Consider the following 26,003-nt stretch of genomic DNA (forward strand, 5'->3'; position numbering starts at 1 on the left):
CGATTGCCGTCTACGTAAAGGAATCGCTTGCGTTTTTCCGGCGGCATCCCGGCATCTACCCCGTCATTCTGACCGGCATCATGACGGGCGCGGCGATCAATTTTGTCGACGAGTTCTGGCAGCTTTATTTGGAGAGGCATGGCATTCCCGTAGCGGCCTTTGGTATGTTCTCGGCGGCCTTGTTCTTCGCGCGGCTGCCAGGCAATCTGATCGCCTATAAGCTAAAGGAAGTCATGAAGCTGGGAACGCTGCTTATTCTTATTACTGCTGTGCTTGGGGCAGGCTTTGCATACCTGGCGCTGGCGCGGGATTGGACCGGCTTGATCGCCTTGTTTGCCGTTTGTGTCGCGGCGGGCGTCATTGAGCCGCTGGCTGCGGGGTATCTGCATCACCGAATCGATTCCGGCATGCGCGCGACGATCGATTCGTTCCAGTCGCTCGGCCTAAACGCCGCGCTGGTCGCAACGGGGATCGGCTTCGGCTACTTTGCTTCCGGTATGGATCTGTTCGGCGGCTTCGGCTTTATCGGCTTCGTCTGCGCCGCGTTCCTCCTTTATCTGCTGGCCATCGCGCGGCGAATCCGCTAGAGCATACCGGGATTCGCGGGGCGCAGGAGTATTACTGCGGGCCAACGTCGCTCGGTCCCATGGAAGTGACGTTATCCCCTTCCGCCACCATGGCGCGAATGTGTCGGAAGATAACCTTGGCCGCGGCATACACCGGCACGACGAACAAGATGCCGACCAGGCCGGTCACGCTACCCGCCGCCAAAATAAGCGCGATGACGGTAACGGGATGAATGTCCAGCGTGCGTCCCATCACTTGCGGCGAGATGAGATTGTTCTCGATCTGCTGAACCAGGACTGTAATCAATACGACGTACAGCGCTTTGACGGGATCCTGGAACAAGGCGACGAGCACGGCAGGGGCAGCTCCGATAAACGGACCGAAGAACGGAATGAGATTCGCCAGCATGCCAATGACGGCAAGCACAAGCGCGTATTCCAGTCCGATGATGGCATAACCTGCAAGCAGCAAGATGCCGACGATGAGACAAACGACCGCTTTGCCCCGAATGAAAGAAGCGATGGTCTCATCCAACTCCTGCAGCATAGCGGCAACGCGCGCGCGTCTGTTTGTCGGAGCGAGCTCCAGCAGCCTCGCCGAAAATTGATCGCCATCCTTTAAGGCGTAGAACAGGATGAACGGCACGAGACTCAACATGACGAGCGCGTTGCTCATCCAGCCGAAGGCCCGGACCAGACTGTTCGCGATGGAAGACGCGTACCGGTTCCATTCGGCGCCGAGATCCTGCGAGACATTCGGCAGCGCATCGCGGATTTCCGGCGACAGCGTTTCCTGGCTTTCTTTTAACGACTCCATGCCGTTCGATACGAACTTTACCATCTCGGGAACCTGCTCCACGAAGGTGAGGAACTGGGATTGCAGGAACGGTCCCGCCGTCAGCACGATAATGGTCAGCAGCAAGCCCGATGCCAGATAGACGAGAAGTACCGCGAAACCTCGCGGTACTTTTCGCCTTTCTAGCATACCTACGATGGGGCGGAGCATGTAATACATGATGACCGAAGCGGCGAACGGGAAAAACAATGCGTTAAAGATAGAGCCGATCGGCGCGAACAGCCCCCGGTTCAGATGGATCAGATAGAGCAGGAGCATCACCATTATCGCGCCGGCGAGTCTTCTAAACCATATATGTTGTCGCTGCGTCATAGCGCGCGCACCCCCTGCAAATGTCTTTTTATCATTGTTAAACGAACGGTACTCATTCCAAACATCCCATGACGAAAAAAAGGAACTTTCCGTATGCGAGAGGGAACATATAGGCAGAGGTGATCCTAGGTGAGCGATCTGAGCGAACATTATTTGCGTTATCTTGCGCCGGGCTATGATCGGACTGAAGTGTTGGAAGAGTTAATGGGGACTTACGGAGAAGAGGTCTGGCGCTTCGCATATTTCATGACCCGCCGGCGGGATGCAGCCGACGACATTGCTCAAGAAACCTTTATCGCGGCCTATGACGGGATGTACGCTTACAGAAGCGAGTCCAGTGTAAAAAGCTGGTTGTTCGGCATCGCGCGCAACAAGTCGCTGCATTACCTTCGCAGCGCCTTTTTCCGAAAAGTCAGGGCGATGGACAATTATTCTTTGAACCGAAGCCTCTCCGGCGAGACCTCTTCGGCGGAACAGGTTGTCATGGATCGAATGGAGGCAGGGGCTGTCTGGGCAAAGGTGTTAAAGCTTAAACGCAAGCACCGCGAAGTATTGGTTATGGCGTATCACTACGAGATGTCCATGGCTGAGATTGCCGCTGTACTGGGCGTAGCGGAAGGTACGGTCAAATCGAGACTGTCCCGAGCCAAGCAAAGCATGTCCAAGCTGCTGGATGTTTCTCGAGACGAGGGGGAAATAGGATGAAGGCTAACGAATCGAATTGGCAGAACGCGCTAAAAGAAAACCCGTTCCCGGACAGGCAATTCGACGAAACGATTAAGCGAGCCGTACGTTCGCGAATCGGGAAGCGAAGGGGCGAGGGACCGAAGTTCAAGTCAGTCGCGTTCGTTTGCGCAGCGGCGATCCTGATTCTGTTTGGCTTGTTCTATGTCCCGAACATGATAGGCCGGACTGTTGATCCCGATCGATTGGAATCTAGAAACGCTTATTACAAGGGAGATGAGCTGCTTCTCCAGGTTTTTCCAGACCCGGAATTAAAGGCAGGCCGCGAGTATGGGTATCTCTTTCATTTCGCCAAGCTGGTGCAAAAAGAAATCGTAGGCAAGGAGCTTGCCATCGAAGCCATCCATTTGGGGTCCAATGAACGGGTAACGGCGCTTGCTCCGTTTATTGTGGGCGAGCCGAGTTCAGCAGAGTTGAACATGGAGCGTTACGTCGTACGTTGCGCACTTCCGATAGGCGGCCTTTGGCTATATGAGGTGAAGCTGGACGGCAGCAACTACGCGAGCGTCGTGCTTGAAGTCGGCGAACCGGATTGGACGCCAAGTCCGACATTTACGTCGGGGAGCTACGAGATGAGGGGGATCGAGGGGAAGATCGGCTTTATCGATCCAGGATTTGTCGCAAGGAAACCTAACAAATATATGTGGCATGCATGGGGCGCGCCATCGGAGCTGGAAGGCAGCTTCGAAGTGAAGGCGGTTAAACAGGGAACGCAGCAAATGATTTCCGTCATTGAGGGGCTAAGGTTTGGCGGGGCTATTAATGATGCCGATGCCAGTTTACCCAGCAGCATGGCGCTGCCCGAACCGGGAGTGTGGCGTCTTCTTCCGTTCGTTGGAGGCCGATTAATGGAGAGCATCGTCGTCGAAGTAATGCCTCAGGAGGCGCAATCGGTGACGACGGAGCAATTAAAGAAAGTAACGCCGGAGATGACGTTTGCAGAATTATTAGAGATCATCGGAGAGAGTACCGATATCGGTTCCGGCAGAACGATTAGAGTATATAGACATACAGGCGGGGCGGAGATCGTGCTCAATTACGTTAATGCAAGCGAGACCGTATATCCTGATATATACGACACGATCCAGAATATCATTCGGAATGAATAACACTTTCGTACGTGCAAACAAGTTCACGATGGCCAAACAAGGTGCCCAAGCAATCATTTAACGATGATTGCTTGGGCACCTTGTTTTGACCACATAGCAATAAAACTCACCTCATGCATCCGAAGCCGTTTCACTTTGAATCGCACATTTCCTTCCTTTGGCGTGAAACATCTGCCGCGGCATCTCGTAATAAGGTATAATCAAATTCGCAATAGCTACAATCGAAGGAGGCCACTATCGTGGAACAAGGTCTGAATGTGGTATTAATGGAGAAAATGGCAACAGGCGAGCTTCGCAAGATTGAGGAGAGAGTCTGGTCGAAGAATATGATTACCGCGCTGGAGCATGTCAATTATATCGTCGTCGGCGATCGCGAATACGAGACGATCGAAGGGCGTTTGAACGTGGACCTGGGCAGCCTGGAGCTGCTGCTTGTCCCGATGCAGTCCTAAGCTGTACGGAAGCGAAAGAAGCAATAGCAGCATTTGCAGGAGGAGGAGAGAGAATTGACTCACGAAGAGAAGCAACAATCTGGCAGCCCGGCTTCGCCGCGGTTATTTACATCCGAAGGCAAGCCGGTCAAAGTATTGTCCACATCGCTCGGCATTGCGCTGCTCGCAAGCTCCGTGTTCGGAGTTACGGGCGTATCCGCTACGGGAGCAACGACGACAAGCGGCGAACAGCCTAAACTTGTATCCTGGTCGTCCGATGAGGTTAAGGCCTACTTCGACGCGAGCGTAGACTGGAGTTTGCCTATGCCGTCGCTGGAGGAGAAAGAAGAAGAGCCTGTCGATTCGAGCGGCGGCGGAGGAAACTCCCCGGCCGTCATCCATCATTACGGTTCCGGCTTTGGCTGGGACGATTTGCTCTTATATCATTTGCTCTTTAATAACGGCGGCAGCTACTCGTCGTCCGGCTACTATAAGAATCGTCCGGCTTATTATTCGACGAGCAAGTCCCGGTATACGCCGAAGAGCTATACCAGCGACACGTTCCAGAACAAACAAGTCGCCGGCACGTCGGTCAAGCCTAAAACCTCCAGCACGAGCGGCACGATTACAAGACGTTCGACATCTTCTTCGCCTGGCGGCATCGGAGGCAAGTCCAGCAGTCTGAGCTCCTCGGGCTCCAAGAGCACGTCGAGCGGCAAGAGCAGCGGGTTCGGCGGATGACGAAGCCGGCGTTCGAGATTTTGACAGAGCCTCATCCCGATCGAGCTGCACGAGTCGATGCGTTAAAAGAGCTTGGCTTCGGCTGGGCGGATATCGAGGATGAACAATATTGGATCGACCAGATCGTCGCGCTCGACCGGAAAGTGTACGAGGAGCTCCGCCAAGCTTCCGTCATGTTATGGCGCGTATTTGATAAGGCGGTTCGTCATATACATGGCAATCATGGCATCTACGAGTTGATTGGCATCCCCTCCATCCTATGGGAGATGGTCGACGGCACGCCGCTGCCCGAGCCCGGATTTATTAGCCGGTATGCAAGGTTCGACTTCGCCATTGATCAAGACGGCACGATCAAGCTGCTGGAGCTAAATGCCGACACCCCGACCGGATACGTGGAGGCCTCCATCGCGACGCCTTGGCTGTGCGGGGAAGCTGGAGTGGATACGGTCAACGCCGGGATGAAGGAGCTTGTCGCTGCCGCATGGGGCGAGGAACGTCCGGATACGGCGGCATGTGTCGCTTATGGAGAGCATGCGGAGGACTCCGGCACGATCGAAGCGTTAGTCCGGCATAGCGGGCTGGACGTGGCGTGCAGAGACTGCCTGGAGCTGTACGTGGATGAAGGCGAACTAAAGGATGCCGGAGGACGCGTCATTGAACGGATGTTCGCCCTGTATCCCAAGGAATGGATGGCGGTGGACGAGGGCGGAGATGCTTTGGCTTATTCCATCGAGAGCGGGAAGCTGAAGCTGTTCAACCTGCCGCCGGCTATCCTGCTGCAGACGAAAGGTCTTATGGCCGTCGTTTGGGGATTGTATGAGCTTGGGCAATTGTTTGATGAAGAAGAAAGGAATGCGATCGGGAGTTATCTCCTGCCTACTTACAACAAACCCGTCTTCGACGGAAGCTACGTATCCAAGTCCATGTTCGGGCGGGAGGGCGGCTCCGTGCGCCTGTTCGACGAGTCGGGGGGATTGGAGCTGGAGGATCAGGACGGCTACGATACAAGCGTGCTGTTCCCGACGGTATACCAGAAGCGGGCAAAGCTGGCGACCGTGCATACATCGCGCGGCGAGCTGCATCTGCTCATCGGCATGTTCGTCATTAACGGCCAGCCCTGCGGCCTGCTGGGACGGGGAGGCGGTCCCATCACGGGGAATACTAGCCATTATATCCCGATAGGAGTGAGATAGATGACAGAGCAACACGTGATAAAGAAAAGGCGGAGACCAAAGATTGGCATACTCATGGCGGCTCCGGTATTGGCGCTTGCGCTGGTCCTCGCGGGCTGTTCCACGGACACCAAGTCCGTCTTTCATACCGACTCGTCGACGGATTCATCGACGGTCAGCGACGTGGCGCAAGTGCCGTGGGACTACAAGATCGTGGAAGGGACGGTCGGCGATCTGATTGGCAGCGACATGACCATCTTGCCGGACAATACGCTTATGCCCAATGACAATAATTATGCAACGGGCGATAAAATTTGGGGCCTGCAATTTATGGACGCCGAGATCATAACGGATGCCCAGAAGCGCAACGAGATCCGGTTGTCCGCCTGGCGGACGATCAAGACGTTTAAGGATGAGAACTCGGCGAAAGCCGATATGGATAATTTGAAGCTGCTGCTGACTACAGAGGTTGATCTGGTCGGCGTCTATAAGACGGAATACAACGGAGAAGTACGTAACTTTGCCGTCGTGGAGCTGCCTACGGGCAACCGGATGAAGCAGCCGATCGATGATAAGCGTTACGATGCGCTCGCCAAGGCGAAGACGGTCAACGTTTATTTGGAGGAAGTACATGATTTCGCGGATTATGATCTGGCGTATGCAAAATTTCGGGGGTGGGCCAATTGACGGTCGTCTTTAATATTGTCGTTAGCGTTATCGTAATTATCGGTTTGCAGTTAATCGGGATGGTCGTATTTAATTGGATTACGCCGTTTAAGGACATGGAGGAGCTGCGCAAAGGAAACGTCGCCGTCGGCCTCGCGCTCGGCGGGAAATTCATCTCGACGGCGATCGTACTCGGGGTTGCGGCGTATACGAACTCATCGATCTGGTTCATGATATTATGGTTTGCAATCGGGTATGTGTGTCTGCTTGCAGCCTATCTCATCTTCGATCTGTTTACTCCCGGCTTCAAAGTATCGGATCAGTTGGTAAAGGGCAACGTAGCCGTGGGCATTATGTTGTTCTGCGTTTATCTGGGCTTTGCGTTCGCCATCAGCAGTTTGATTATTTAGAGCTTCTTATCCAAACAACAACGCCTCGGCAGCAACCGAGGCGTTGTTGTTATTTTATAGCCGATCGAACGTCGTAATCGGCAGGATCCAGCTCCGGCTGGCGTCCGAGAGCCAATAGGGCAAGCTGGCAGCCCAGATAAGGGCCGGCTGTCAATCCCGACGAGCCTAGTCCGTTCGCGGTTAGCAATCCGTCCCAGCCTGGGACGGCCCCAAAGACGGGGAGGAACCCCGGTGTAAACGGGCGGAAGCCGACCCTCGTCTCAACAAGCTCGGCATTGGCAAGGCCGGGAGCGGCAACCAGCGCTTTGTTCAGAATTTCCTGCAAGCCCCCGGCAGTCACCCTTGTATCATCGCCATCCGGATCGTTTTCATGAGTGGCGCCAACTACGATTTTGCCGCCGTCGAACGCGAGCATATATTGGTCGGAGGGAGGCATAACTACCGGCCAGCTTCCTGTGTCGGACCGATCTTGGAGGCGGAGATGGGCGATCTGCGCCTTCTGCCTGCTGACTCGCATCGTAATGCCCAGCGGCTGCAGCAATGGTCCGGCCCAAGCGCCGGCACATACGATCACCACGTCGGCAGCGACAAAACGAGCCTGCTCGGGATGAGATCCGCTTCCGTGATTCCATCTTGCGGTCTCGGGTGGATCGACGACTCCCTCGCCGGTTGCAGACCCCAAGGTATCTTGAGCTGCCTCAAAGCCATTATGGACTGGCCTTGCATCTGCAATAGTCGCGCCAATAACCCGGCTGCCTTCGAAGGCAAGCGCGGCGCTACCCTCTTGGCAATGCGCGCCAAGCTTGACCGCTGCGCGAATCAGAGCATCTCTGAGAGCTCGACCATCGACGCGCGCCGCTCCGCTGATTCGTACAGAGCGGCTGCCTTCCGCTAGCGGAGGGAACTGCGACAGCGTCATCTCCTCGTCGCACAGATCAATCTCGCCGATCTCGGGAGCGTCCTCCTTGCGTTTGCGGGCGAGCGACTCCAGCGCGGAGAGCTTCTCCGCCTCTTGGCGCAAATGAAGGGCCCCTACGCGGGAATAACCCGTCTCGGTTTCGCCAAGCTCTTCGAGCTCGCGGATAAGGCCAGGATAGAAACTCGCCCCGTTTTTGACCAAGCGGTACCAGACGGCATTGCGCCGCTGGGATACCCAAGGACAGATGATGCCTGCGGCTGCATCCGTCGCTTGTCCCTTGTCCTTCCTGTCTATTATAAGCGTCTCCGCTCCCAGCTTTGCCAGATGATAAGCCGTAGAAGCTCCCGCGATCCCCGCTCCGATAACGATACATTTCATAATAGCCGCAACCCTTCCGACATTCTCTTTCTATTATAGCCCATTTGTCATATAGCGCTAGAAGCGACGTCGGCTCGATCGTCATCGCATCATCAGCTGCAAATCTGCAAACAAAAAGCTCTCCATCCTAGTTGGAAAGAGAGCTTGGAAAATAAAGTGGGATAAAACATTCTACGGCGTCGGCTTGCCTTCTAGCACCTCAACGTCGGCAGCAAGCACCGATTCGCCTTCGTAGATCATAAAACGTCCGTCGAGCCATTCGACGCGAAGCAGCTTGCGGTCGTCGGACTGGTAACGCCAGACGGATTGCTCGCCGCCTTGCATAAAGGGAGTCTTGCCGGCCGTTGTGACATACTCGGCGTAATGCTCCTCCATATGATACGTGCGTCCGTCCAAATCCAGCGTCGTAGGCACTTCGGTGATACTGTCAAGCCTGCCGTCGATGGGAGAAAAAAACGAATAGGCATTAGTCTCGCGTTCCTCCACGAGCAAGTAGCTCAGCTCCGCGCCATCCTGCAGCGTCAGCATCGTCGTGCGGCGCCGGCTGCTCAGGACGCGGCCGATCACATGGTAAGTGACGAGGGATACCTCGCATATGTCGCCGGGGCCGGTCGCTAAAATGCTGCGAGCCGCGACCGGCGGTTCCGGACGCTTCATGATGCCTTTCAGTCGTTTGAATATGCTCATATCGTCAACCGTCGATTCTTAGTTTTTTTCGTATTGCTTGAGCAGTGCCGCGAGCTCGTCTTCGACCGCTTTGTTTTTGCCAAGGTTGGCGAACTCGTCGTCGAGCGACTTGCCTTTGGATGCAGCCAGATCGTTAGTTGCCTCCGCCATAGCTTCCGCCTGGAGCATCTTCTCCTCCATGCGCTTCATGCCTGCCGCAGCTGTGCCGGAGCCGAAGCCCGACATTGTTTTGTTGATCTGCGTCTGCGTCTTGGCCGCTTGGTAACGGGCAACAAGCGTTTCGCGTTTGTTCTTCATGTCTTCCAGTTGCTTGCGCATCTCATCCAGCTTGGCGCGGAGATTGTTGGCAAGCAGTTGGTTGTCCGCAAAAGCTTCTTTGTATTCCACCATCTTTTTCTCGACGGATTGTTTGTCTTCGAGCACGCGGCGAGCGAGGTCGACATTGCCTTCCTGAACGGCGATTTGAGCCTGCTCGGAACGTTTGACGAACAGCGCCTCCTGCTCTTCGTACAGCTTTTTGAACTTTTTCTCGAGAGCGATCTGGGAAGCAACGGCTTTCTCGGCGTCTTGCAGATCCTCCGTCATATCGCGAATGTATTGGTCGGTCAGCTTGATCGGATCCTCGGCTTTCTCAATCAGGGAGTATACGTTGGAGAGAGTCAGGTCGCGCAATCTTTTGAACAAGGACATGTGATAACCTCCATTATTTTTAATTTTTTTTTGAAATATAAGAAAGTATAAGTTTTTCTCTATACCGTGCCTTATATTTCCCGGAATAAAACGAGCCGCTTAGCCAAAGGGCGTTGCAGCCGTTTCGCCTTGGATGTCTAGTTATACGCAATATCATTATAATACGTTTCATCGGATTGATGGGAGAGTAGAAATATGTTTTTTTGTGAGCAAGGGGAGATGCGCGGCTGCCGCTATCTGCGATTAAAGAAACCCGCTGGCGTTTAAGCAGTGGCATTAGAGGGTAAGTAGGGTGCATGGTTCAAGTTCAGCTGCAATTCCCGAGCTCTAAGTTGAGCGAAACTTCAGGTCATCGTCGGTGATATCTCCGTCCCGGATGTTCGTAACCGCTCGACAGAATGTCGAATGAGGGAACGAAGATCAGGAGATAGTAGACAGAGTAAGGAGGGAGGAATAGGCATGACGTTAACGCATGAGCAGCGGATCCAACTGCATGGCTTCAATAATTTGACCAAATCGCTCAGCTTCAATATGTACGACATCTGTTACACCAAGACGCGCGAGGAACGGGAATCGTACATTGCTTATATTGACGAGCAATACAACTCGGACCGTCTGACGTCGATCCTTCGCCAAGTGGCCGACATCATCGGAGCGCATGTGCTTAATGTGGCCAAGCAGGATTACGTCCCCCAGGGGGCAAGCGTGACCATTCTCGTCTCGGAAGGACCTATCGTGGAAGTGTCGGAGGAATCGTTCGAGGAGTCGCCGGGGCCGCTGCCTTCCATGGTCGTCATGGCGCTGGACAAGAGCCACATCACCGTACATACGTACCCCGAATATCATCCAGACGAGGGCATCAGCACGTTCCGTGCGGATATCGACGTATCTACCTGCGGTGAGATTTCGCCTCTCAAGGCGCTTAACTATCTCATTCACTCCTTCGACACGGACATTATGATGATCGACTACAGGGTGCGGGGCTTCACTCGCGATATTTTTGGCAAAAAGCTGTTTATAGACCACGAGATCAATTCCATCCAGAACTATATTCCGGAGGAAGAAGGCCGTCAGTTCGATATGATCGACGTCAATATTTATCAGGAGAATCTATTCCATACCAAATGCAGGCTCAAGCAGTTCGACTTGAACAATTATTTATTCGGCTATACGAAAGACTCTCTGTCCAAAGAGGAACAGGATGAAATTACGGAACGCCTCAAGACGGAGATGGACGAGATTTTTTATCACATTGGAAGATGACCAAGAGATACCCAATAAAATGAATTGAGGTGCGAATATGACTTCTTCTACGACTAAAAAACAGGTGCTCCCTCCGCAGAACCAATCGCGGCAGCCGGGCATTGAATCGCAAATGAATCCATTGCCGGCGTTCGAATCGCTGAATTACAAGGCAGCCGGCAAGCTGGAGGGCAAGGTGGCTCTTATTACGGGTGGGGACAGCGGCATTGGCAGAGCGGTATCCGTTGCCTATGCGAAGGAGGGCGCCTCGGTTTGTATCGTCTATAAGGACGAGCACGGTGATGCCGAGAAGACGAAGGAAATCGTAACGGGTCTCGGAGCGCGTTGCCTGCTGATCGCTGGCGATATTGGAGACGAAGCGTTTGCGAAGGATGTTTTGAAGCAAACGATTGATGAATTCGGCAAGCTGGACATTCTGGTCAATAATGCGGCCGAGCAGCATGTAAGGAAGAAGCTGCAGGATATTACGGCTGAGCAGCTTCATGCCACATTCCGCACGAATGTGTTCAGCATGTTCTACCTGACGATCGCGGCGCTACCGCATCTGAAATCGGGGAGCGCAGTCATTAATACAGCATCGATTACCGCATACAAAGGCAATCCGACGCTGATCGACTACTCCTCCACAAAAGGAGCGATCGTCTCATTTACTCGCGCGCTCGCGTCCAATCTTGCGGCGGAAGGCATCCGCGTAAACGGCGTTGCGCCGGGACCGATCTGGACGCCGCTCATTCCTGCGTCATTCGACCCGCAGAGTGTATCGGAGTTTGGCTCCGACACGCCGATGGGACGTCCCGGGCAGCCGTTCGAGCTCGCCGCCGCATACGTCTATCTGGCATGCGACGACTCCAGCTACATGACGGGGCAAATGCTGCACATTAACGGCGGCGAAATTGTAAACGGCTAAGTAGCCGCCAGCTCCGCAGGCAAGGTAGAGGGCGCTGCTCGTGCAGTTGCCGGCGTGACCAACGAAGTCGCTTGAAACTAATAAGGGCTACCTCATCCACCACCTGTCAGCAGGCGGGAGTGGAGGAGGTAACCCTTTTTGCGTATATGGGAGTATATCATTTCGCCTTACGTCGTAGCCGTTTCACCTTGGATAATTGGCTGGCATCTGCCTTCGTCGCGGAATGATCCATATCTTGCGGCGTCTTGGCCTACGGCTCCCGAACGAGCAGCTCCTCAAGCAGCTCGGCAATGGATGCCGGGGCCTGCTTCTCTACCAAATACGCGTGCGGTCCGGAGGGATCATCCATCCAACCGTTGGCGCCGCTTTCCGGATCAACGATGATACGTCCGCGCACGATATCCCAATATGGAGCTGCTCCACGGGCGGCATACAGCACGCCGGTTAGATCCCAGCTCGGTCGCGTCGGTTCCTCCCCGAGGTGGGCGGCGTAGCTGCGGCGCACGGGATGTTCATCTGGCGCTTCTGCGAGCAGCCGTGCTCCGGTAGGAATGGCGGCGCCTATTTCGTAGCCGGTAAAGGTGATAGACGTGGGCCAGTTGGCGCAAACATAAGCGGCGGACCCCGGATGCATCTCGAAGTTCCATTCCTTTCCCGCAGGGAAGTGGCCGCCCATCACGATGAGATGCTTAACCTTGAGCGCGGCGAGCTCCGCGCCGGTAAGCCGTGAGACGGCGTCAGCTTCTGGGTCTACGTCTGCAAGCAACAGATGCATCAGATTAATGAGCGGACCGATCGCGACGATGACGACGCTCCCGTCCTCCGCTTCTGCAAGCAATTGGCGATAGAGGGATGTGGCGTCTGGTACAGACCGTCCTTCGGGATAACGGTTGTGGCATGACGTTGCAATAAGTCGATTGTATTTCTCATATGGCTCTCCTACTAGGAAACCGGGAGCTTCTAATGTGCCAACCGGGATGTCGTCTCGGCCATAGTACACATTGATCGCGTCCAGACAGCCGGCTCCCCACGGGCTTGATGTGTTATGCATCATTCCTACCGTGCGAAGCTGCCCCTCAGACTGCAGAGCGTGCAAGACAGCTACGGCGCCGGCATCGTCGCAGTCCGGTCCGATATCCGTATCCAGGATGATGGGAACAGGACCCTCGGCAAGCATATAGAATGCTGGCTTCGCTTCTGTCGTCATCGGTTGTCACTTCCTTCTAGCATGGCCGGGACGGCGGGAAGCCGCAGCAGAGCTTGCTGTCTTAGAAAGGTATCAAGCTCGCTCTTGGACGGCATGGCCGATTGGGCTCCGACTTGCCGGATCGCGAGCGCGCCGACGGCGTTGCCTATGCCGACAGCCTCCTCGGGCGTGCTTCCTGTGGCTAACGCATAGGCGAAGCCGGCATTGAAGCAATCGCCCGCGCCTGTTGTATCAACGGGCTCCGATGGATACGCAGCGATATGCTGCAAATCGACATCGCGGATGAGATATGCGCCGTCGGCACCGGCCTTCGCCACGATAGTATTCACGCCTTTGCGAAGCAGGATGTTCGCGGCTTCCTTCAACTGCAGCACGTATTGCTGATGGCGGCCTGCATAATATTTGATTTCCGTCTCGTTCGGCGTCATGTAATCGATATATTTGAAGATGGCGTCAGGCAATTGGGAAGCTGGAGCGGGGTCCAGAATTACCGTCTTGCCAGCTCCTTTCAGCCGTTTGATTGCGTAAGCGACTGTACCGATCGGCACTTCCAGCTGGAACAAGAAAATGTCCGCTTCGAGCAACTGCTCCCAACATTCGTCGATGTCAGAGGGTGTTAGCAGCCCGTTAGCTCCAGGTGAAATAATGATCTGGTTTTCTCCCTGGGGGTCGACCAGAATCATCGCCGTACCTGTCGCGGCATCTTGTTCGACCCGAATGCCGGCCGTATCTACGCCGTTCATGCGCAGGTGGCGGATGTAGTCGCTGCCGTGAATGTCGCCGCCGACCTTGCCCACCATGCTAACGTTTGCCCCGAGACGCCCTAACGCGATAGCTTGATTGCCTCCCTTGCCGCCAAAGAAGGTGGAATAACCGACGGATGTCAGGGTTTCACCTGGGAGCGGGAAGCGCTCTACGGCGGCTACTAAGTCGATGTTTAAACTTCCTATAACGCATATGGATTTCATGTATCTCTCTCCTATCCTGCTCTGCTAAATAGTCTATTCTTTGACCGATCCCATTACGATTCCATGAATGAAGAAGCGCTGAAGGAAGGGGTAGACGACGAGAATCGGCAGCGATGCCAATATAATTTGGGCCGAGATCGAATTCCGATTCGTCAGCGATGCCATGACCGTCTGCTGGTCCGCATTAATCAGATTACGGGATGCGAGAACAACATGCAGATAGGTCTGCAAGGGGTAGTTCGCAGTGTCGTTCATGAAGATCAATCCGTCAAACCAGGAATTCCAATGCCCGACCACGCTGAACAGCGTAACGGTTGCGATGACTGGCATAGACAGCGGGATGAAGATACTCGTCATGATACGATATTGAGACGCCCCGTCCACCAGCGCGGCTTCCTCTAGTTCTTTGGGCAGCTGCCGCATGAAATTGACCATCAAGATGACGTTGAATACCGGTACAGCTCCCGGAAGCACGAGCGCCCAGATCGTATTGATCAGATTCAGCTCGTTGATGATCATGTACATCGGAATGAGACCGCCGCTGAACAGCATCGTGAACACAAGGAACCAGATGTAGATATTGCGTCCGCGGAAGTAGGAGCTTTCCTTTGACAGCGGATAAGCGAGCATAATCGTCAGGAGGAAGTTCAGCAGGCCGCCGACCAATACGCGCAGCGAGGACATACCAAAGGCGTCCCAGAACTTGCCCATCTGGAGAATCGTTTTATAAGAGTCCATGGAAAATTCGATGGGAAGCAGGCCGACCGAGAACTTGGAAGCCGGTCCCTCTCCGCTAAGCGATACCATGGCGATATGCCAAATAGGGAGGAGGCACAGCAACGAGATGAGGGCGAGACCAACGTAATTGAAAATATCGAAGGGCTGGAGTTTGTTCAGCCGTCCGTTCATGAGAATACCCCCGATCCATAATTAGAAAATACGGTAGTTTGCATAGCGGCTGGCAAGTCTGTAGGAGATGACGATCAGGACAAAGCCGATCACTGATTTGATGAGTCCGATCGCCGTTGCTAAGCCGTACTGCGCTTGAATCAAGCCCATCCTGTAAATATAGGTGTCGATGATATCTGTAGAGCTGATAACCATCGGATTGTATAAGTTGAAAATTTGGTCAAAGCCAGCGTTCAATACATTGCCAAGACTAAGTGTGGACATGAGCACGATGACAGGCAGAATGCCTGGAATCGTAATATACAGCGTCCGCTTCCAGCGGGTTGCCCCGTCGATCGCGGCTGCTTCGTACAAGGCCGGATTAATACCGGTCAACGCGGCTAGGTAAACGATTGTAGAGAAGCCGAATTCTTTCCAGACATCTGACACAACAATCATGATACGAAACCAAAATTCATCCCCGAAGAAGAAGATCGGAGGGATGCCTACAGACTGCAAAGCCTGATTGAACGCGCCGCCGTTGATAGATAGAACGTCTACCAGGATGCCTCCCAGAATGACCCACGAGAGAAAATGGGGGAGGTACACGAGACTTTGTACCGTTCGTTTGAACCACATGATTCTGGCTTCGTTAAGGAAGAGCGCGAACACGACAGGCACGACGAGCCCCGCTACGATTTTCATAAGTGAGATTTCGATTGTATTGCGGATCGTTCCCATCGTATCTGGCAGCTCGAAGAGGAAACGGACATGCTCAAAGCCAACCCATTCCGAAAAAATGAAGCCCTTCGAAGGATTAAAGTTCTGAAAGGCGATGACGATGCCGAACATGGGGAGGTACGAGAACAGCAGCAATACGAGAACGCCGGGGGCGACCAGCAAGTGGAAAAATGTAAGATCCTTTTTGTTTATTTTCATGGCTGTCCCTCCGCGATTACTTAAAGATAATAGGGCGGGGGAATAAGCTTTGGTCCGCTTTCTCCCGCCCTATTTGGCTAGCTTAAATCCTTATTGCTGTGCCGAGGCCCATGCGTTGACTTCCTTCGTAATGTCATCGCCGCCGAGCGACTTCCAGTCGCTTGCGAATTTGTCGAACTCGGATATATCCGCTTTGCCCATAATAATTTTGGTGAACGTCTCCAATTCGAGCTTGTTCAGGCTGGCTTGACGTTTAGTCATCGTCTCCGTTGGTGCGCCGAGGTACGATTCGTGTACGAAGCTGTCGCCATATTGCGCCAGCACGCCTTCTGACTCCAGCAAATATTTGTAGTACGCCCAGCCGTTAGGCTCATTTTTTTTGTAGGCATTCCATTTCCATACGCCGTCGGGATGCGTCACAAGCGAGCCGTCATCCTTGGCAGCGGCTTCTTTGAATTGCCCGCCAATGACCATGTTTTTGCCGGGATCGTCGAAGAAATAAGGTTTGGCGTACTGGTGGATTTCCTTGCCTGCGTATTGCGGACTTCCTTGGATGTCCTTGTAGAACAGATCGTTGTATTGTCCACCCTCGATCCACATCTCCGCCCAGAGGTTCATCGATTTGATGAGCGCTTCAGGATGCTCCATATCCTTGCTTGCGACCATCCAGCTAAATACGTTGTTCGGGCGCTTCGGCATGAGGCTGCCGTCCGCCGACACCGGAATCGGGTAGGCGTTCCAGTCGGAATCCGGCGTATGGGACATCGTCGTCGATAGCGGATACAGCGGCTGCCAGAACGCTCCAAAGTAGATGCCGCCTTTGCCTGCTCCCACATCGTCCGCCGTCTTGCCCCAATCCTTGGCGCCGAACTCCTGATCGATGGCTTTGGCTGCGTAGAGATCTTGCAGCTTGGCGAGCGCTTCCTTCATCTCCGGCTGGATGCTGCCGTAGACGAGCTGGCCGCTGTCATCCTTGACCCAGGTTGCGCGATAAGCTTTGTAGGCAGAGGAGACGCCGTCGAAGGCCATGCCGAGAGCATTGTCGAGCGCGATGCCATACGTATCCGCCTTTCCATTGCCATCTGGATCGCGTTCCGAGAATGCTTTTGCCACCTCGTATAGCTCATCGATCGTCTTTGGTGGTTGCAAGCCCAGCTTCTCCAGCCAATCCTTGCGGATGTACATGATCGCCACGTTCTCGTAATAGTCGTTCGGAACCGGCATGCCATAAATTTTTCCGTCCTTCTTGGCTGGGGCGAAGCCGGTGCCTCCGCCGTATTCCATTGATTTGCGCAGCAGCGGGGAGGCATAAGTTTCGTAGGCTTCTGTTAAATCCGCAACTTGATCTTGGTTGATCATGCGGCTTAGCTGGTTTAAGTCGACCTTGGAAATATCGGGAATGTTATTGGTGTTAATAGCAAGATTCAGTTTCTCCAAGGACTGTGACGCATCCGATACCCATTCGTTTTTGAACTGAATTCCTAGTATTTCGAGATATTTTTTGGTCATGATATTGTCGTCGATACTCTCGCCTTCTGCGAACAGTACATTCGAGCCCGTTGTGCCGACGACGGATACTTCGATAGGCGGATCGTATTTGCCTAGCGGATCAATGTTTGCCGCCGGAGTGGAGGATTCGCTTGGTGTGTTGCTATCTACAGGAGCCGAAGTGCTGTTGCCGCCGTTCTCGTTGTTATTGCCGGATGAGCATGCGCTGGACAGGATGAGTGCGCTTGCAGCGAGTAAAGCCGCAAAGGAACGCGTACGTTTGTTGATCATTGTGAATCGCCTCCGTAAGTTAGGTATGTTCATAACGTTTGGTATGGTTAAAGTTTAATGACGCTAATGTCGTCGATGGCGATGTCTCCGCCTTTGAGTCCCCAGACAAGACGATAATCCTTGAAGCTGTCTGTGCGGACAACATAGGTTCGGGATTCTCCCTCCTGGCTGGAAGCCCCGTACCAGCGATGAACGAAGCTTGGAGCAGCTCCCGATTTTTTCGACTCTGCCCCGAAGCGGAAGTAACCTCCTCCGCTTGGCGTAGCAAGCGGCTTCCACCTGAAGGTGACGAGATAGACAGAGTCCTTCTTCAGCTTGAGAACGTTCTTGCGGCTGTACAGGAAGTTTCGTTCGTCCGATACGGAGGAGATTGACCAATCGCCATGCAGACCTGCGGCACCGCTCAGGCTGCCGGCTGTCTGGCCCGTGCCGAGCTCGTATCGGGAGGCTGAGAGACCGCCGGACTCGAACGAATCATGGACCGCCTCCAACTCCTTCGTAATGACGATGTCATCAATCGAGATCGCGCCGCCGGAGCGAAGCCCCCAAATCAGATAGTAGTCCTGGAAGGTTTCGTCTGTCGTAAAGGTCACCGTCTTGGTTCGGGTCAGTCCCGAGTCGTCTCGCCATGTCGTGAAACCTTTGTCATGCGCGAAGCTGCCGCTGCCGGTGCGGGCAAGGAAATAATAGAAGCCGTTCGGACCAGGGGTAGCAGTTGCCTTGTATCGGAAGGAGACGGTGTATGTCGTACCGGGCTCCAGTGCGATCTTAGCCGTATCGCTGTACAGAAATTCGGACCAGTCCTGCGTCGACGGGGCGCTGCCATAAGCCGAATAACTACCGTCCACAACTTTATCCGGTTGGTTCGTGACGACGCCGAGTCCCTGAAAGCCGCCAACATATTGGGAGGAAGCGAAGGAGCCCCCTTCGAATGCATCGCGGATGGAGTCATCCTGCGGCATGGTCACGCTGCCGCTCTCCACGTTCAGCTTGCCGAGCAAATATCGGTTCTCGGAGTCGCGTCCCTCGATGCCGAAGCGTATCGCCGGATTGCCTTGATCGTCAACCAATGCGACGCGGACGTCGTACTCGCCGGGAGCGATCGATGTCGGCAGCTCGAAGGATGAGAAGGTCTCGTATACTTCGCCCGCCACGACCCCCGTCATGTCGAAGTTCTCGTCCGTCGCACTCCAGACCGTATCGCCGCTGCTGTCCGTCAAATACAGCTTAAGCGGGTAATTCTTGTAGCTGCGGCCAACTCCAAGGTTGGACCAGAGCTGCCGAAGCTCAAACGCGCTGCCGGATTGGACGGCAGAAGGGAATTGCGCTTGGTTAATGACGAGCCGATAGCCCATTCGTTTGTTGCCCTCATCGATGAGATCGGGCCGCTCCGAGTAGAAGGAAGCTGCGCCGAAGTCGCCGTCGTGTCCCATCATGGTGATGTAATTGGGATGGAGCTGAAGCGCCTCCTCGAGGGCCGAATCCGGCGTGTAGCCCGAGCCATTGCCGACGTAGTAGCCGTATCCGCCGAAGAACTCCGCGATGAGTGGGAGACTGCGGTTGCTGCGGAAAAATGATTCCAACAGCTGTCGGTCATACTCGCGCAGCGCGCCGGCGGCCCCGTCTCTGCGGAACGTCAGGTTTGGTTTGGTCAAAGCGTGATCGAACGCGGACCAGCTCATATATTCCTCATAGGAAGCTGGATTGTTCACGGTCGGCGTCATTTCGCTTCGCCATTCGTAGGAGTTGGAAAGGGCGAGTATTTTGTCCCCGTTCCATGCTGCGTACCACTTGTCGATAATGGCTCGAAGCGTGGAGATTCGCTCCGCATAACTGTCGAAGTCGTGGCCGCTGTGCCACTCGCCCCAGGTGCCGTACCCTCTCAGGTCGACGATGTCGAGTCTGGGGTCATCTCTGTACCGGTCCGCGAACGCTTCGAGGAACGTCTCCAGCTTCTCCATGAAGACCGGGTTCGTATAATCCGGCAGCTTGAAGGTATAACCTTGATCGAACCGCTCCTGGTAAGGTACTCCGTATTGCTGGAACAGCCACTCCGGCACGCTCTTCGCGTATCCGTAGCCCGAGATCATCATGGCGTCCGTAGAGATACGGAAATGGATGCGCTTACCCAAATTCGCCCAATACTCGATTGAATCGTCGAGCAGCGACCAATCGTACACGCCTTCTGTTGGCTCCAGTTCTCCCCAATGGGTCAAAACAGCAACATTGTCGACCTCGGGGTAAGTACCCGTGCGTCCGGCGTCTAAGTGGCCGGGTATCGCATTGTCGATGAGCACCCAGCCCATGCCAGGATTGTGTAGCACCTCATTCGTCTGTACAGGCGCGACGCTCACGAGCTCCGACTGTATGGCAGATGTACCAGATGCGGCGACCGTTCCGGTTGCAACGGTAGCGCCTCCTTGCGCCGCCAGCGTCGCGCAGAGCAGGAATGCGGCGGTTTTCCGTGCAGCTGTTTTTCGTAATCGATTGCCCAACTCAAACCCTCCTCTCTTTTGTGAAAACGAAAATGATGGCCGTAAGCCCTTACATGCTTACAGCCATCATTATAGGAGTGTTTGAGTGCACTATTTTAAGGTGTTCTGGTCTACTGGATGAAGAGGGCGAAAGGAGGCTAGCATCGGAGCGTTAAAACTTATCGCAGCGAATCCAGCTTCTTGTCCATCGCGTTAAGAATGTCGTCGACCGTTCCATGACCGGCTATCCAGTCCTGGAAGCCGCTGCATAAGACATCCGCTACGCCGACAGGCCAAGCCTGGTTGCTAAAGTAAATTGAGTCGTGTTCCGTCATTAGCTTCGTATAGTCGTCGAACTCGGGGATGCCAAGGTCTTCTCCCTTATACATAGGGAATACGGCGTAGTTCTGTTTATAAAGCTCGTAAAGTGGAGAAGCCGGGTCGTACTGATAGGCGAGAATATCCAGTACTTCGGGCAAATACCGTGTATTGGCGTTGATGACGGTACCGCCCGCGGGTCCGACAGACAGAAGCAGCGGTTCACCGGGCTCATTGCCCGGCAGCGGCATGAAACCGATCTCGAACGCCGCCGCGCCGCGATTGCCGGCGCTCTGGTCGTCCCCGCCTGGCTTGTCCGCGTCCTTGCCGCTGGCCGTCAATCTCGCGTGGTCCCAGTTGCCGTTGAACATCATCGCGGCCTGTCCTTCTGTGAACAGTGCAGTCGCCTGCGCTGCGCCGACGTCCAGGGAGCCGGCGGCGATGTAACCTTTGTCGTACAGCAGCTTATATTTCGTCAGTGCTTCCCGCCAAGGGGAGTCGGCGAACGTGCGGGTTCCCTCCAGAAGCTCCTTGTCGAAGTCGGGATACTCGGAGTAGACGAGGGAAGCTGCGAGCTGATAGAGACCGAATTGGATAAACCAGCGGTCCTTGTCCGGCATAACAATTGGCGTAATTCCTGTGAGCTTAAGCTTCTCGCATAGTGCGAGGAAGGACGGCCAATCCGCAGGGAAGGAGGTGATGCCTTGCTGCTCGAACAGCTCCTTGTTGTACCATGTCGCCATGATGCTCTGTCCCTTCGGCAGGCCGTACACTTTCCCATCGACCGTAAAGCCCTCAAGCGAATCCGATGTGAACCGATCCAGGATGTCCATGCCGGTCAAATCCTGCAAATAGCCGGCTGCGACCAGCTCCTCAAGCTGGCGTTTCGGCCACCATTCGAAGAAATCGGGCCCTTCGCCGGATGATAACTGGACAAGCAATGTTTTTGTATAGGGGTCCTCGGGCAGCATGTCGGATTCCAGCGCAATGCCGGGAAACCGCTGCGCAATGGCATATGGAAATTGCCGCATGACATATTGATTGTTATCCTCATTATCATCGGCAACGCCCATATGCATATAACGAACGGACACTTGTGCGTCTGGGTGCGTCTCCGCTGATTGTTCTCCACTGCAGCCTGATAATAGAACAAACAACGTCAAGACGAACAAAGGGAGGGAACGATAGATAGGTATTGTGCTCACTCCATTCTCTGAATGTATGCTACAATTATACAAAAAAACGCTTTCACGGAGTAGATGCAATATGAGATTTGCATGGGGACTCAAGAATCGGCTTTTAGTCGCGTTACTGCTAATTTCGTTAATTCCGATCGTCGTTGTTGTCGTCGTTACCTCAAGAAACTATGCTTCTTTAGTAGAGCGCCAAGTACAAGAGGTATCGGCTAACGTACTAGAACGCTCCATGATCCGAATGTCCAACCAGCTGGAGGAAATCGGCCGCGTCTCGGAATATATTGCCTATCAACAGACAGCCGGGGCCGACGACTCCTTGTCGTTTCTTAAGCGGTATCTCGTCCCGGATTCCGTGAGTGAGTACGAGCGGCTTCGTAATGACCGGGATTTTCGTACGGCGACAGAGAGCTTGCTGCTAAGCCACGATTATATCGAGGGCTTGTACTTGTTTGCGGAGGACGACACTGTCTTCGCAAGCACTAAGGGCTCGGAGCTGCAGCTTGATTATGTCCCTCGCGATTCGGAATGGTATAACCGTACATTGGAACGTCAAGGAGGGATCTACGTCAGCGATACGGGATATCAGAAGTTCCTGTTGTCCGATCAAATGTCGATTACTTTCTCGCGTGCCCTATATGATCCGAGGACGAAGGAACGGATTGGCGTACTTCTGATGAATTGCAGCGTGAAATTATTCGATGAGCTAAGAAACGGCGTACTGGATGACCAGCACATCGCTGTCCTAAGCCCGACTGGCGACAGGCTTTACGAAACCTATTCCAGCGAGGGCACCTCCTTTGTTCCAAGGGAGGCGAGCGGCAGCAGCCTCGACAAAAGAGACAACAGACTTTATGTGTATGACACGTTTTCCTCTTATGACTGGCGCATGGTGATCTCCGTTTCGCTGGCTTCGGTGGCGAAGCAAGTGCAATCGACACGGACATTCGCGATCGGGTTCGGCGCATGCTGGGCTTTCGTTGCTATCGCGTTGTCTCTCTGGATTGCCAATACGTTCTCGAAGCCCGTCAGCCGGATCGCCGTCCTGATGAAGAACTACGACAAGGGATTGCAGCAGCAGACGAGTCTTGAGCGCTATAAATCCCGTACGGACGAGATCGGCATATTGTACGGGCAATATGCGAATATGCTTAAGAAAATCGATACGCTGATCCACGAGCGCTATCATAGTCAGTTCATTGCCATGTCCGCCAAAATGAAGGCACTCGAAGCACAGATTAACTCGCATTTTCTATTCAACACCCTCGCGACGATCAATAGCATTGCAGAATTGGAAGATGTCGATAGTATCGCGGAGATGTCCAAGGCGCTCGGGGATATGTTTCGTTACAGCATTAAACTCAATCGCGACGAAGTAACCTTGCAAGAAGAATTAGAGCATGTTGGCAATTATATGCGAATCCAGTCATACCGTTACGGCAACAAGGTCGGTCTCGAGATCGACATCAGGCCAGGCCTGGAGAATATGACGATGCTGAAGCTGCTTATGCAGCCCATCGTGGAGAATGCCTTATACCACGGTCTCGAGGCCAAGAAAGGGAAAGGGATCGTACGAATCTCAAGCGGGGAAGATCAGACTGGCTCCTGGCTCGAAGTTTCCGACGATGGCGCTGGCATCGAGGAGTCCAAGCTCGCTAGTCTGAGGGAGATGCTGGCCAGACCGCCCGCATTCGAGCAGTTGGGTGCTGAATCCGGCGACAGCAGATCAATCGGCATTTATAACGTCCATGCCCGTATCTCGCTTTATTATGGCGAACCTTACGGACTCGAGGTGTATAGCGCCGGAGAGGGCAAGGGTGCGACGATTCGCCTCCGTCTCCCCAATGTTAACGGTTAGACATTGGCTTGGCGAACTATGATCTTGATGTTGGGCTAGCTTGCTTCAGGAAGGGAGAACGAATACATGTATCGATATGTCGTGATCGACGACGAGTCGCTAATCCGCAGAGCCATCGTCAAAAAAATCGCGTCGCTCGGTCTGCCGCTCGCTTGGGTGGGCGAAGCAGAGGACGGAGAAGAAGGACTTGATCTGGCGCTGCGGGAAAGCCCGGACATTGTGTTGACCGATATGCGTATGCCTGCAATGGATGGGATTTCCCTGCTCCACGCTTTGTCTGAACAGAAGCCGGATGCGGCATTGATCGTCATCAGCGGGTTTTCGGACTTTGAATATACGCGCGAAGCCATCGCGACCAACGTCATTGACTATATTCTAAAGCCATTCGATAACAAAGAATTACATGCCGCGCTGGAGAAGGCGATCAACTTCCATAGAGAGAAAGAAAATAAACGAAAGAGCGATCAGGAGCGGGAGTTGGAAATGGATCGCGAGCGATTGTCGGCGTGGTTATGCAGGGGCGGAGCAGACGAGCAACTACAATCGCTGACCAAGCAATACCGTTCTGCCACGATTAAGGGGCTGCTAGGTGCGAACTCTTTTGCCGTAGGTTTATTAACTCTGCCGGACAGTCATGCCAGATTGTTTCCGAACGTGGAAGATGCTGATCGGACGCTGTCTGGGTCGACGGGAGAGTACATCGTTCGATTACCTCATCCCGAGCGGACGGATACGGCATTAATCGTCATTGGAAGCCAAATGGAAGCGGAAAAGAAGGTTCGTACGATGCTGAGTCAAACGATCGAAGAGGTGCGACGGTCCGGTGGTGAGGCAGTAGGAGCGGCAAGCCGCTCATATGGTAAGCTGGAGGAGCTTCGTATGGCATATCGAGAGGCTTGGAGCCTGTTAGACCATCGACCGTTCGGTCAGTGGACGGGACTTCTCCAGGAAAGCGGAGCTGTCTATAAGAAAATGGATGGGTGCTGGCCTTGCCGCGACGATCTCTTATATGAGATTGAAGTTGGACATGTCCAGCAAGCCCTCTATATGACAGGAGAGCTGTTCAAATATATTCGTAGTTTAGATGGAGCAACGCTTGCCCAAGCGAAGCAGTATTGCGTCCAACTTGCGCGCGATATCGCAAAAGTCGACAATCAAGAGAGAGAAGATGAGATGAATGATGATGATCTCGGCCTCATTACATCTATGCGACAAGCAATGGATCCGATGGAGCTAGAACATCAGTTTACCGAGTTGGTTAGAACGATATCCGAGCGTGTGCTTGCTTTATTGCCTACAGCCGCGGGGCAGATCGGACAAGTCAAACATTATATTGATTTACGTTATTCACAGCCGATTCGGCTGGAGGAGGTTGCGGAACGCTTTTACCTGCATCCTGTGTATCTCAGTATGGTGTTCAAAGAGAGTATGGGGGAGACATTTCAGGATTACTTGAAACGACTGCGCATGGAGCGGGCGAAGCAATTGCTGTCGTCTACTAAATATAGGATTGATCGAATTGCGGGCATGATCGGCTACGATAACGCCAAATACTTCTACAAAGTGTTTAAGAAGGAGATCGGACTCACGCCAGCAGAGTATCGAAAGAGTCAAGGGACAATCGAATAAAACGTATAGACATCGTCGATGCCGTACATGTCGGATAGCATCCAACTCGACAGCACCTTGCCGGAATAGGTCGCTAGATCGGGGGCCGCTGCAAGCGCTGCGAGACCGCGTCCAATGTAATAAGGCGTCTCCGACTGGCTAAAGTGCTCTTGCATCCTTGATGCCGCTAGTGATGGCATCTCGCCAGTTGCTCTCCGCGACGCCGAAGTGCTCCAGCATCTCCACCGACCGGAGGAAGCCCGGCGTTGCGGCGACAGCGGTGACGCCATGCGCCTTAAGATCCGAAGCCATTGCTTCGGCGAGGTGGATGGGAGAGATTTTGGCCAGGCTGTAGAACAGATTGCCCCTGTAACGATAGTCGATGCCGTCGGTCACCTCGACGATCAGTCCGCTGCCTGCCGCCACCATAAGAGGAGGTACAATAGACGGTCGCCCCTGCCGCGCCTAGTCCCACAGCGATTCCTCTGCCAGCACCCCTGGTCGCGCCCGCGACAACCGCTATTTTTCCTTGCAAAGGCAGCTTGTTCATAGTCATTTATCCTCCTGATCCTGTAGTAGTTGTACTTCGTCTATAATAAATCGCATAATATGACAACCTCTGTCATGATTAACGAGATATAATGTTAGTTATAAGCGCATATTACAATCAGGGAGGGCCACTATGCGGGCAAGCCGATTGGTAACGATCCTGCTGTTGCTTCAAAATAGAGGGAAAATGACGGCTCGCGAGCTGTCGGAGCGGCTTGAGGTGTCCGAACGGACGATTCTTCGCGATATGGAAGAGCTCAGCGCCTCTGGCGTTCCGGTCTACGCCGAACGGGGCAAGGAGGGAGGCTGGCTGTTAACGGAAGGTTATCGAACAAGCCTGACCGGCATCCATGCCGACGAGCTTGCGGCGC

At 53.9% G+C, this 26,003-nt stretch carries 24 protein-coding genes and 1 pseudogene; 13 read left to right on the plus strand and 12 right to left on the minus strand.

From position 1 onward, the window contains the following. A partial coding sequence (locus PAT3040_RS39085) for an MFS transporter (RefSeq protein WP_507763379.1) occupies positions 1-587 on the plus strand: 587 nt, incomplete at its 5' end. A gap of 31 nt (positions 588-618) precedes the next feature. Here PAT3040_RS39085 and PAT3040_RS27925 read toward each other — a convergent pair. After that, positions 619-1,734 carry an AI-2E family transporter gene (locus PAT3040_RS27925; protein WP_181376882.1) on the minus strand — a complete coding sequence of 372 codons (1,116 nt, stop codon included), beginning with the start codon at positions 1,732-1,734 and terminating at the stop codon, positions 619-621. A gap of 129 nt (positions 1,735-1,863) precedes the next feature. On the opposite strand from PAT3040_RS27925, the gene PAT3040_RS27930 reads away from it, so the two are divergent. From PAT3040_RS27930 to PAT3040_RS27960, 7 genes are all read left to right on the plus strand, one after another. Beyond that, on the plus strand, positions 1,864-2,439 hold the full coding sequence (locus tag PAT3040_RS27930) for an RNA polymerase sigma factor (protein WP_108995256.1): 576 nt from the start codon (positions 1,864-1,866) through the stop codon (positions 2,437-2,439). After that, positions 2,436-3,587 carry a DUF4871 domain-containing protein gene (locus PAT3040_RS27935; RefSeq protein WP_108995257.1) on the plus strand — a complete coding sequence of 384 codons (1,152 nt, stop codon included), beginning with the start codon at positions 2,436-2,438 and terminating at the stop codon, positions 3,585-3,587. Before PAT3040_RS27930 ends, PAT3040_RS27935 begins: the two co-directional genes overlap by 4 nt. A gap of 239 nt (positions 3,588-3,826) precedes the next feature. Beyond that, entirely contained in the window at positions 3,827-4,039 is a 213-nt protein-coding gene (locus tag PAT3040_RS27940; protein WP_087572308.1) for a hypothetical protein, read from the plus strand. A gap of 54 nt (positions 4,040-4,093) precedes the next feature. Then, positions 4,094-4,759, plus strand: coding sequence for a hypothetical protein (locus PAT3040_RS27945; RefSeq protein WP_108995258.1), 666 nt, complete (start codon positions 4,094-4,096; stop codon positions 4,757-4,759). Next, on the plus strand, positions 4,756-5,952 hold the full coding sequence (locus PAT3040_RS27950; protein WP_108995259.1) for a glutathionylspermidine synthase family protein: 1,197 nt from the start codon (positions 4,756-4,758) through the stop codon (positions 5,950-5,952). The genes PAT3040_RS27945 and PAT3040_RS27950 overlap by 4 nt, the downstream gene beginning before the upstream one ends. Beyond that, positions 5,953-6,618 carry a hypothetical protein gene (locus tag PAT3040_RS27955; RefSeq protein WP_108995260.1) on the plus strand — a complete coding sequence of 222 codons (666 nt, stop codon included), beginning with the start codon at positions 5,953-5,955 and terminating at the stop codon, positions 6,616-6,618. Continuing rightward, positions 6,615-7,007, plus strand: a complete 393-nt coding sequence (locus tag PAT3040_RS27960) for a DUF350 domain-containing protein (RefSeq protein WP_087572304.1) — start codon at positions 6,615-6,617, stop codon at positions 7,005-7,007. Before PAT3040_RS27955 ends, PAT3040_RS27960 begins: the two co-directional genes overlap by 4 nt. A gap of 49 nt (positions 7,008-7,056) precedes the next feature. On the opposite strand, the gene PAT3040_RS27965 is transcribed toward PAT3040_RS27960, so the two are convergent. The 3 genes from PAT3040_RS27965 to PAT3040_RS27975 all read right to left on the minus strand — a co-directional run bounded on the left by PAT3040_RS27965 (position 7,057) and on the right by PAT3040_RS27975 (position 9,681). After that, the gene (locus PAT3040_RS27965) at positions 7,057-8,307 is read right to left on the minus strand and encodes an NAD(P)/FAD-dependent oxidoreductase (RefSeq protein ID WP_258235196.1); all 1,251 of its coding nucleotides are present in this window, start codon (positions 8,305-8,307) and stop codon (positions 7,057-7,059) included. A gap of 168 nt (positions 8,308-8,475) precedes the next feature. Continuing rightward, entirely contained in the window at positions 8,476-8,991 is a 516-nt protein-coding gene (locus PAT3040_RS27970; RefSeq protein WP_108995262.1) for a DUF4178 domain-containing protein, read from the minus strand. A gap of 18 nt (positions 8,992-9,009) precedes the next feature. After that, a complete protein-coding gene (locus PAT3040_RS27975) occupies positions 9,010-9,681 on the minus strand; it encodes a PspA/IM30 family protein (RefSeq protein ID WP_108995263.1) in 672 nt (223 codons plus the stop codon). Positions 9,682-10,140: 459 nt separating this feature from the next. Here PAT3040_RS27975 and speD point away from each other — a divergent pair, with 459 nt between their 5' ends. After that, positions 10,141-10,944, plus strand: a complete 804-nt coding sequence (gene speD, locus PAT3040_RS27980) for an adenosylmethionine decarboxylase (protein WP_108995264.1) — start codon at positions 10,141-10,143, stop codon at positions 10,942-10,944. Positions 10,945-10,981: 37 nt separating this feature from the next. Further along, a complete protein-coding gene (locus tag PAT3040_RS27985; RefSeq protein ID WP_108995265.1) occupies positions 10,982-11,851 on the plus strand; it encodes an SDR family oxidoreductase in 870 nt (289 codons plus the stop codon). Positions 11,852-12,101: 250 nt separating this feature from the next. Here PAT3040_RS27985 and PAT3040_RS27990 read toward each other — a convergent pair whose 3' ends face one another. The 7 genes from PAT3040_RS27990 to PAT3040_RS28020 all read right to left on the minus strand — a co-directional run bounded on the left by PAT3040_RS27990 (position 12,102) and on the right by PAT3040_RS28020 (position 21,629). Further along, entirely contained in the window at positions 12,102-13,058 is a 957-nt protein-coding gene (locus tag PAT3040_RS27990; RefSeq protein WP_108995266.1) for a nucleoside hydrolase, read from the minus strand. After that, positions 13,055-14,026, minus strand: coding sequence for a ribokinase (gene rbsK / locus PAT3040_RS27995; protein WP_108995267.1), 972 nt, complete (start codon positions 14,024-14,026; stop codon positions 13,055-13,057). The genes PAT3040_RS27990 and rbsK overlap by 4 nt, the downstream gene beginning before the upstream one ends. Before the next feature lie 33 nt (positions 14,027-14,059). Continuing rightward, positions 14,060-14,935: a carbohydrate ABC transporter permease gene (locus PAT3040_RS28000; RefSeq protein ID WP_108995268.1), complete on the minus strand. Its 876-nt coding sequence runs from the start codon at positions 14,933-14,935 to the stop codon at positions 14,060-14,062. Between the two features lie 21 nt (positions 14,936-14,956). Then, complete coding sequence (locus tag PAT3040_RS28005; RefSeq protein WP_087572295.1) at positions 14,957-15,853, minus strand: ABC transporter permease; 897 nt, start codon at positions 15,851-15,853, stop codon at positions 14,957-14,959. Between the two features lie 90 nt (positions 15,854-15,943). Then, positions 15,944-17,632, minus strand: coding sequence for an extracellular solute-binding protein (locus PAT3040_RS28010; RefSeq protein ID WP_181376883.1), 1,689 nt, complete (start codon positions 17,630-17,632; stop codon positions 15,944-15,946). Between the two features lie 47 nt (positions 17,633-17,679). Then, a complete protein-coding gene (locus tag PAT3040_RS28015) occupies positions 17,680-20,127 on the minus strand; it encodes a DUF4832 domain-containing protein (RefSeq protein WP_108995270.1) in 2,448 nt (815 codons plus the stop codon). 158 nt (positions 20,128-20,285) lie between these two features. Further along, positions 20,286-21,629: an ABC transporter substrate-binding protein gene (locus PAT3040_RS28020; protein ID WP_146200579.1), complete on the minus strand. Its 1,344-nt coding sequence runs from the start codon at positions 21,627-21,629 to the stop codon at positions 20,286-20,288. A 61-nt stretch (positions 21,630-21,690) separates the two neighbouring features. On the opposite strand from PAT3040_RS28020, the gene PAT3040_RS28025 reads away from it, so the two are divergent. Both PAT3040_RS28025 and PAT3040_RS28030 read left to right on the plus strand, forming a co-directional pair. After that, positions 21,691-23,475, plus strand: coding sequence for a cache domain-containing sensor histidine kinase (locus tag PAT3040_RS28025; RefSeq protein ID WP_181376884.1), 1,785 nt, complete (start codon positions 21,691-21,693; stop codon positions 23,473-23,475). A 66-nt stretch (positions 23,476-23,541) separates the two neighbouring features. Next, entirely contained in the window at positions 23,542-25,104 is a 1,563-nt protein-coding gene (locus PAT3040_RS28030; RefSeq protein WP_108995273.1) for a response regulator transcription factor, read from the plus strand. Here PAT3040_RS28030 and PAT3040_RS28035 read toward each other — a convergent pair. After that, a pseudogene (locus PAT3040_RS28035) lies at positions 25,086-25,633 on the minus strand (SDR family NAD(P)-dependent oxidoreductase). The gene PAT3040_RS28030 and the pseudogene PAT3040_RS28035 overlap by 19 nt on opposite strands. A gap of 132 nt (positions 25,634-25,765) precedes the next feature. Here PAT3040_RS28035 and PAT3040_RS28040 point away from each other — a divergent pair. Beyond that, the coding region (locus PAT3040_RS28040; RefSeq protein ID WP_146200582.1) for a helix-turn-helix transcriptional regulator at positions 25,766-26,003 on the plus strand (238 nt) is incomplete at its 3' end.

The sequence above is a fragment of the Paenibacillus agaridevorans genome (assembly GCF_003112455.1).
GTDB lineage: Bacteria > Bacillota > Bacilli > Paenibacillales > Paenibacillaceae > Pristimantibacillus > Pristimantibacillus agaridevorans.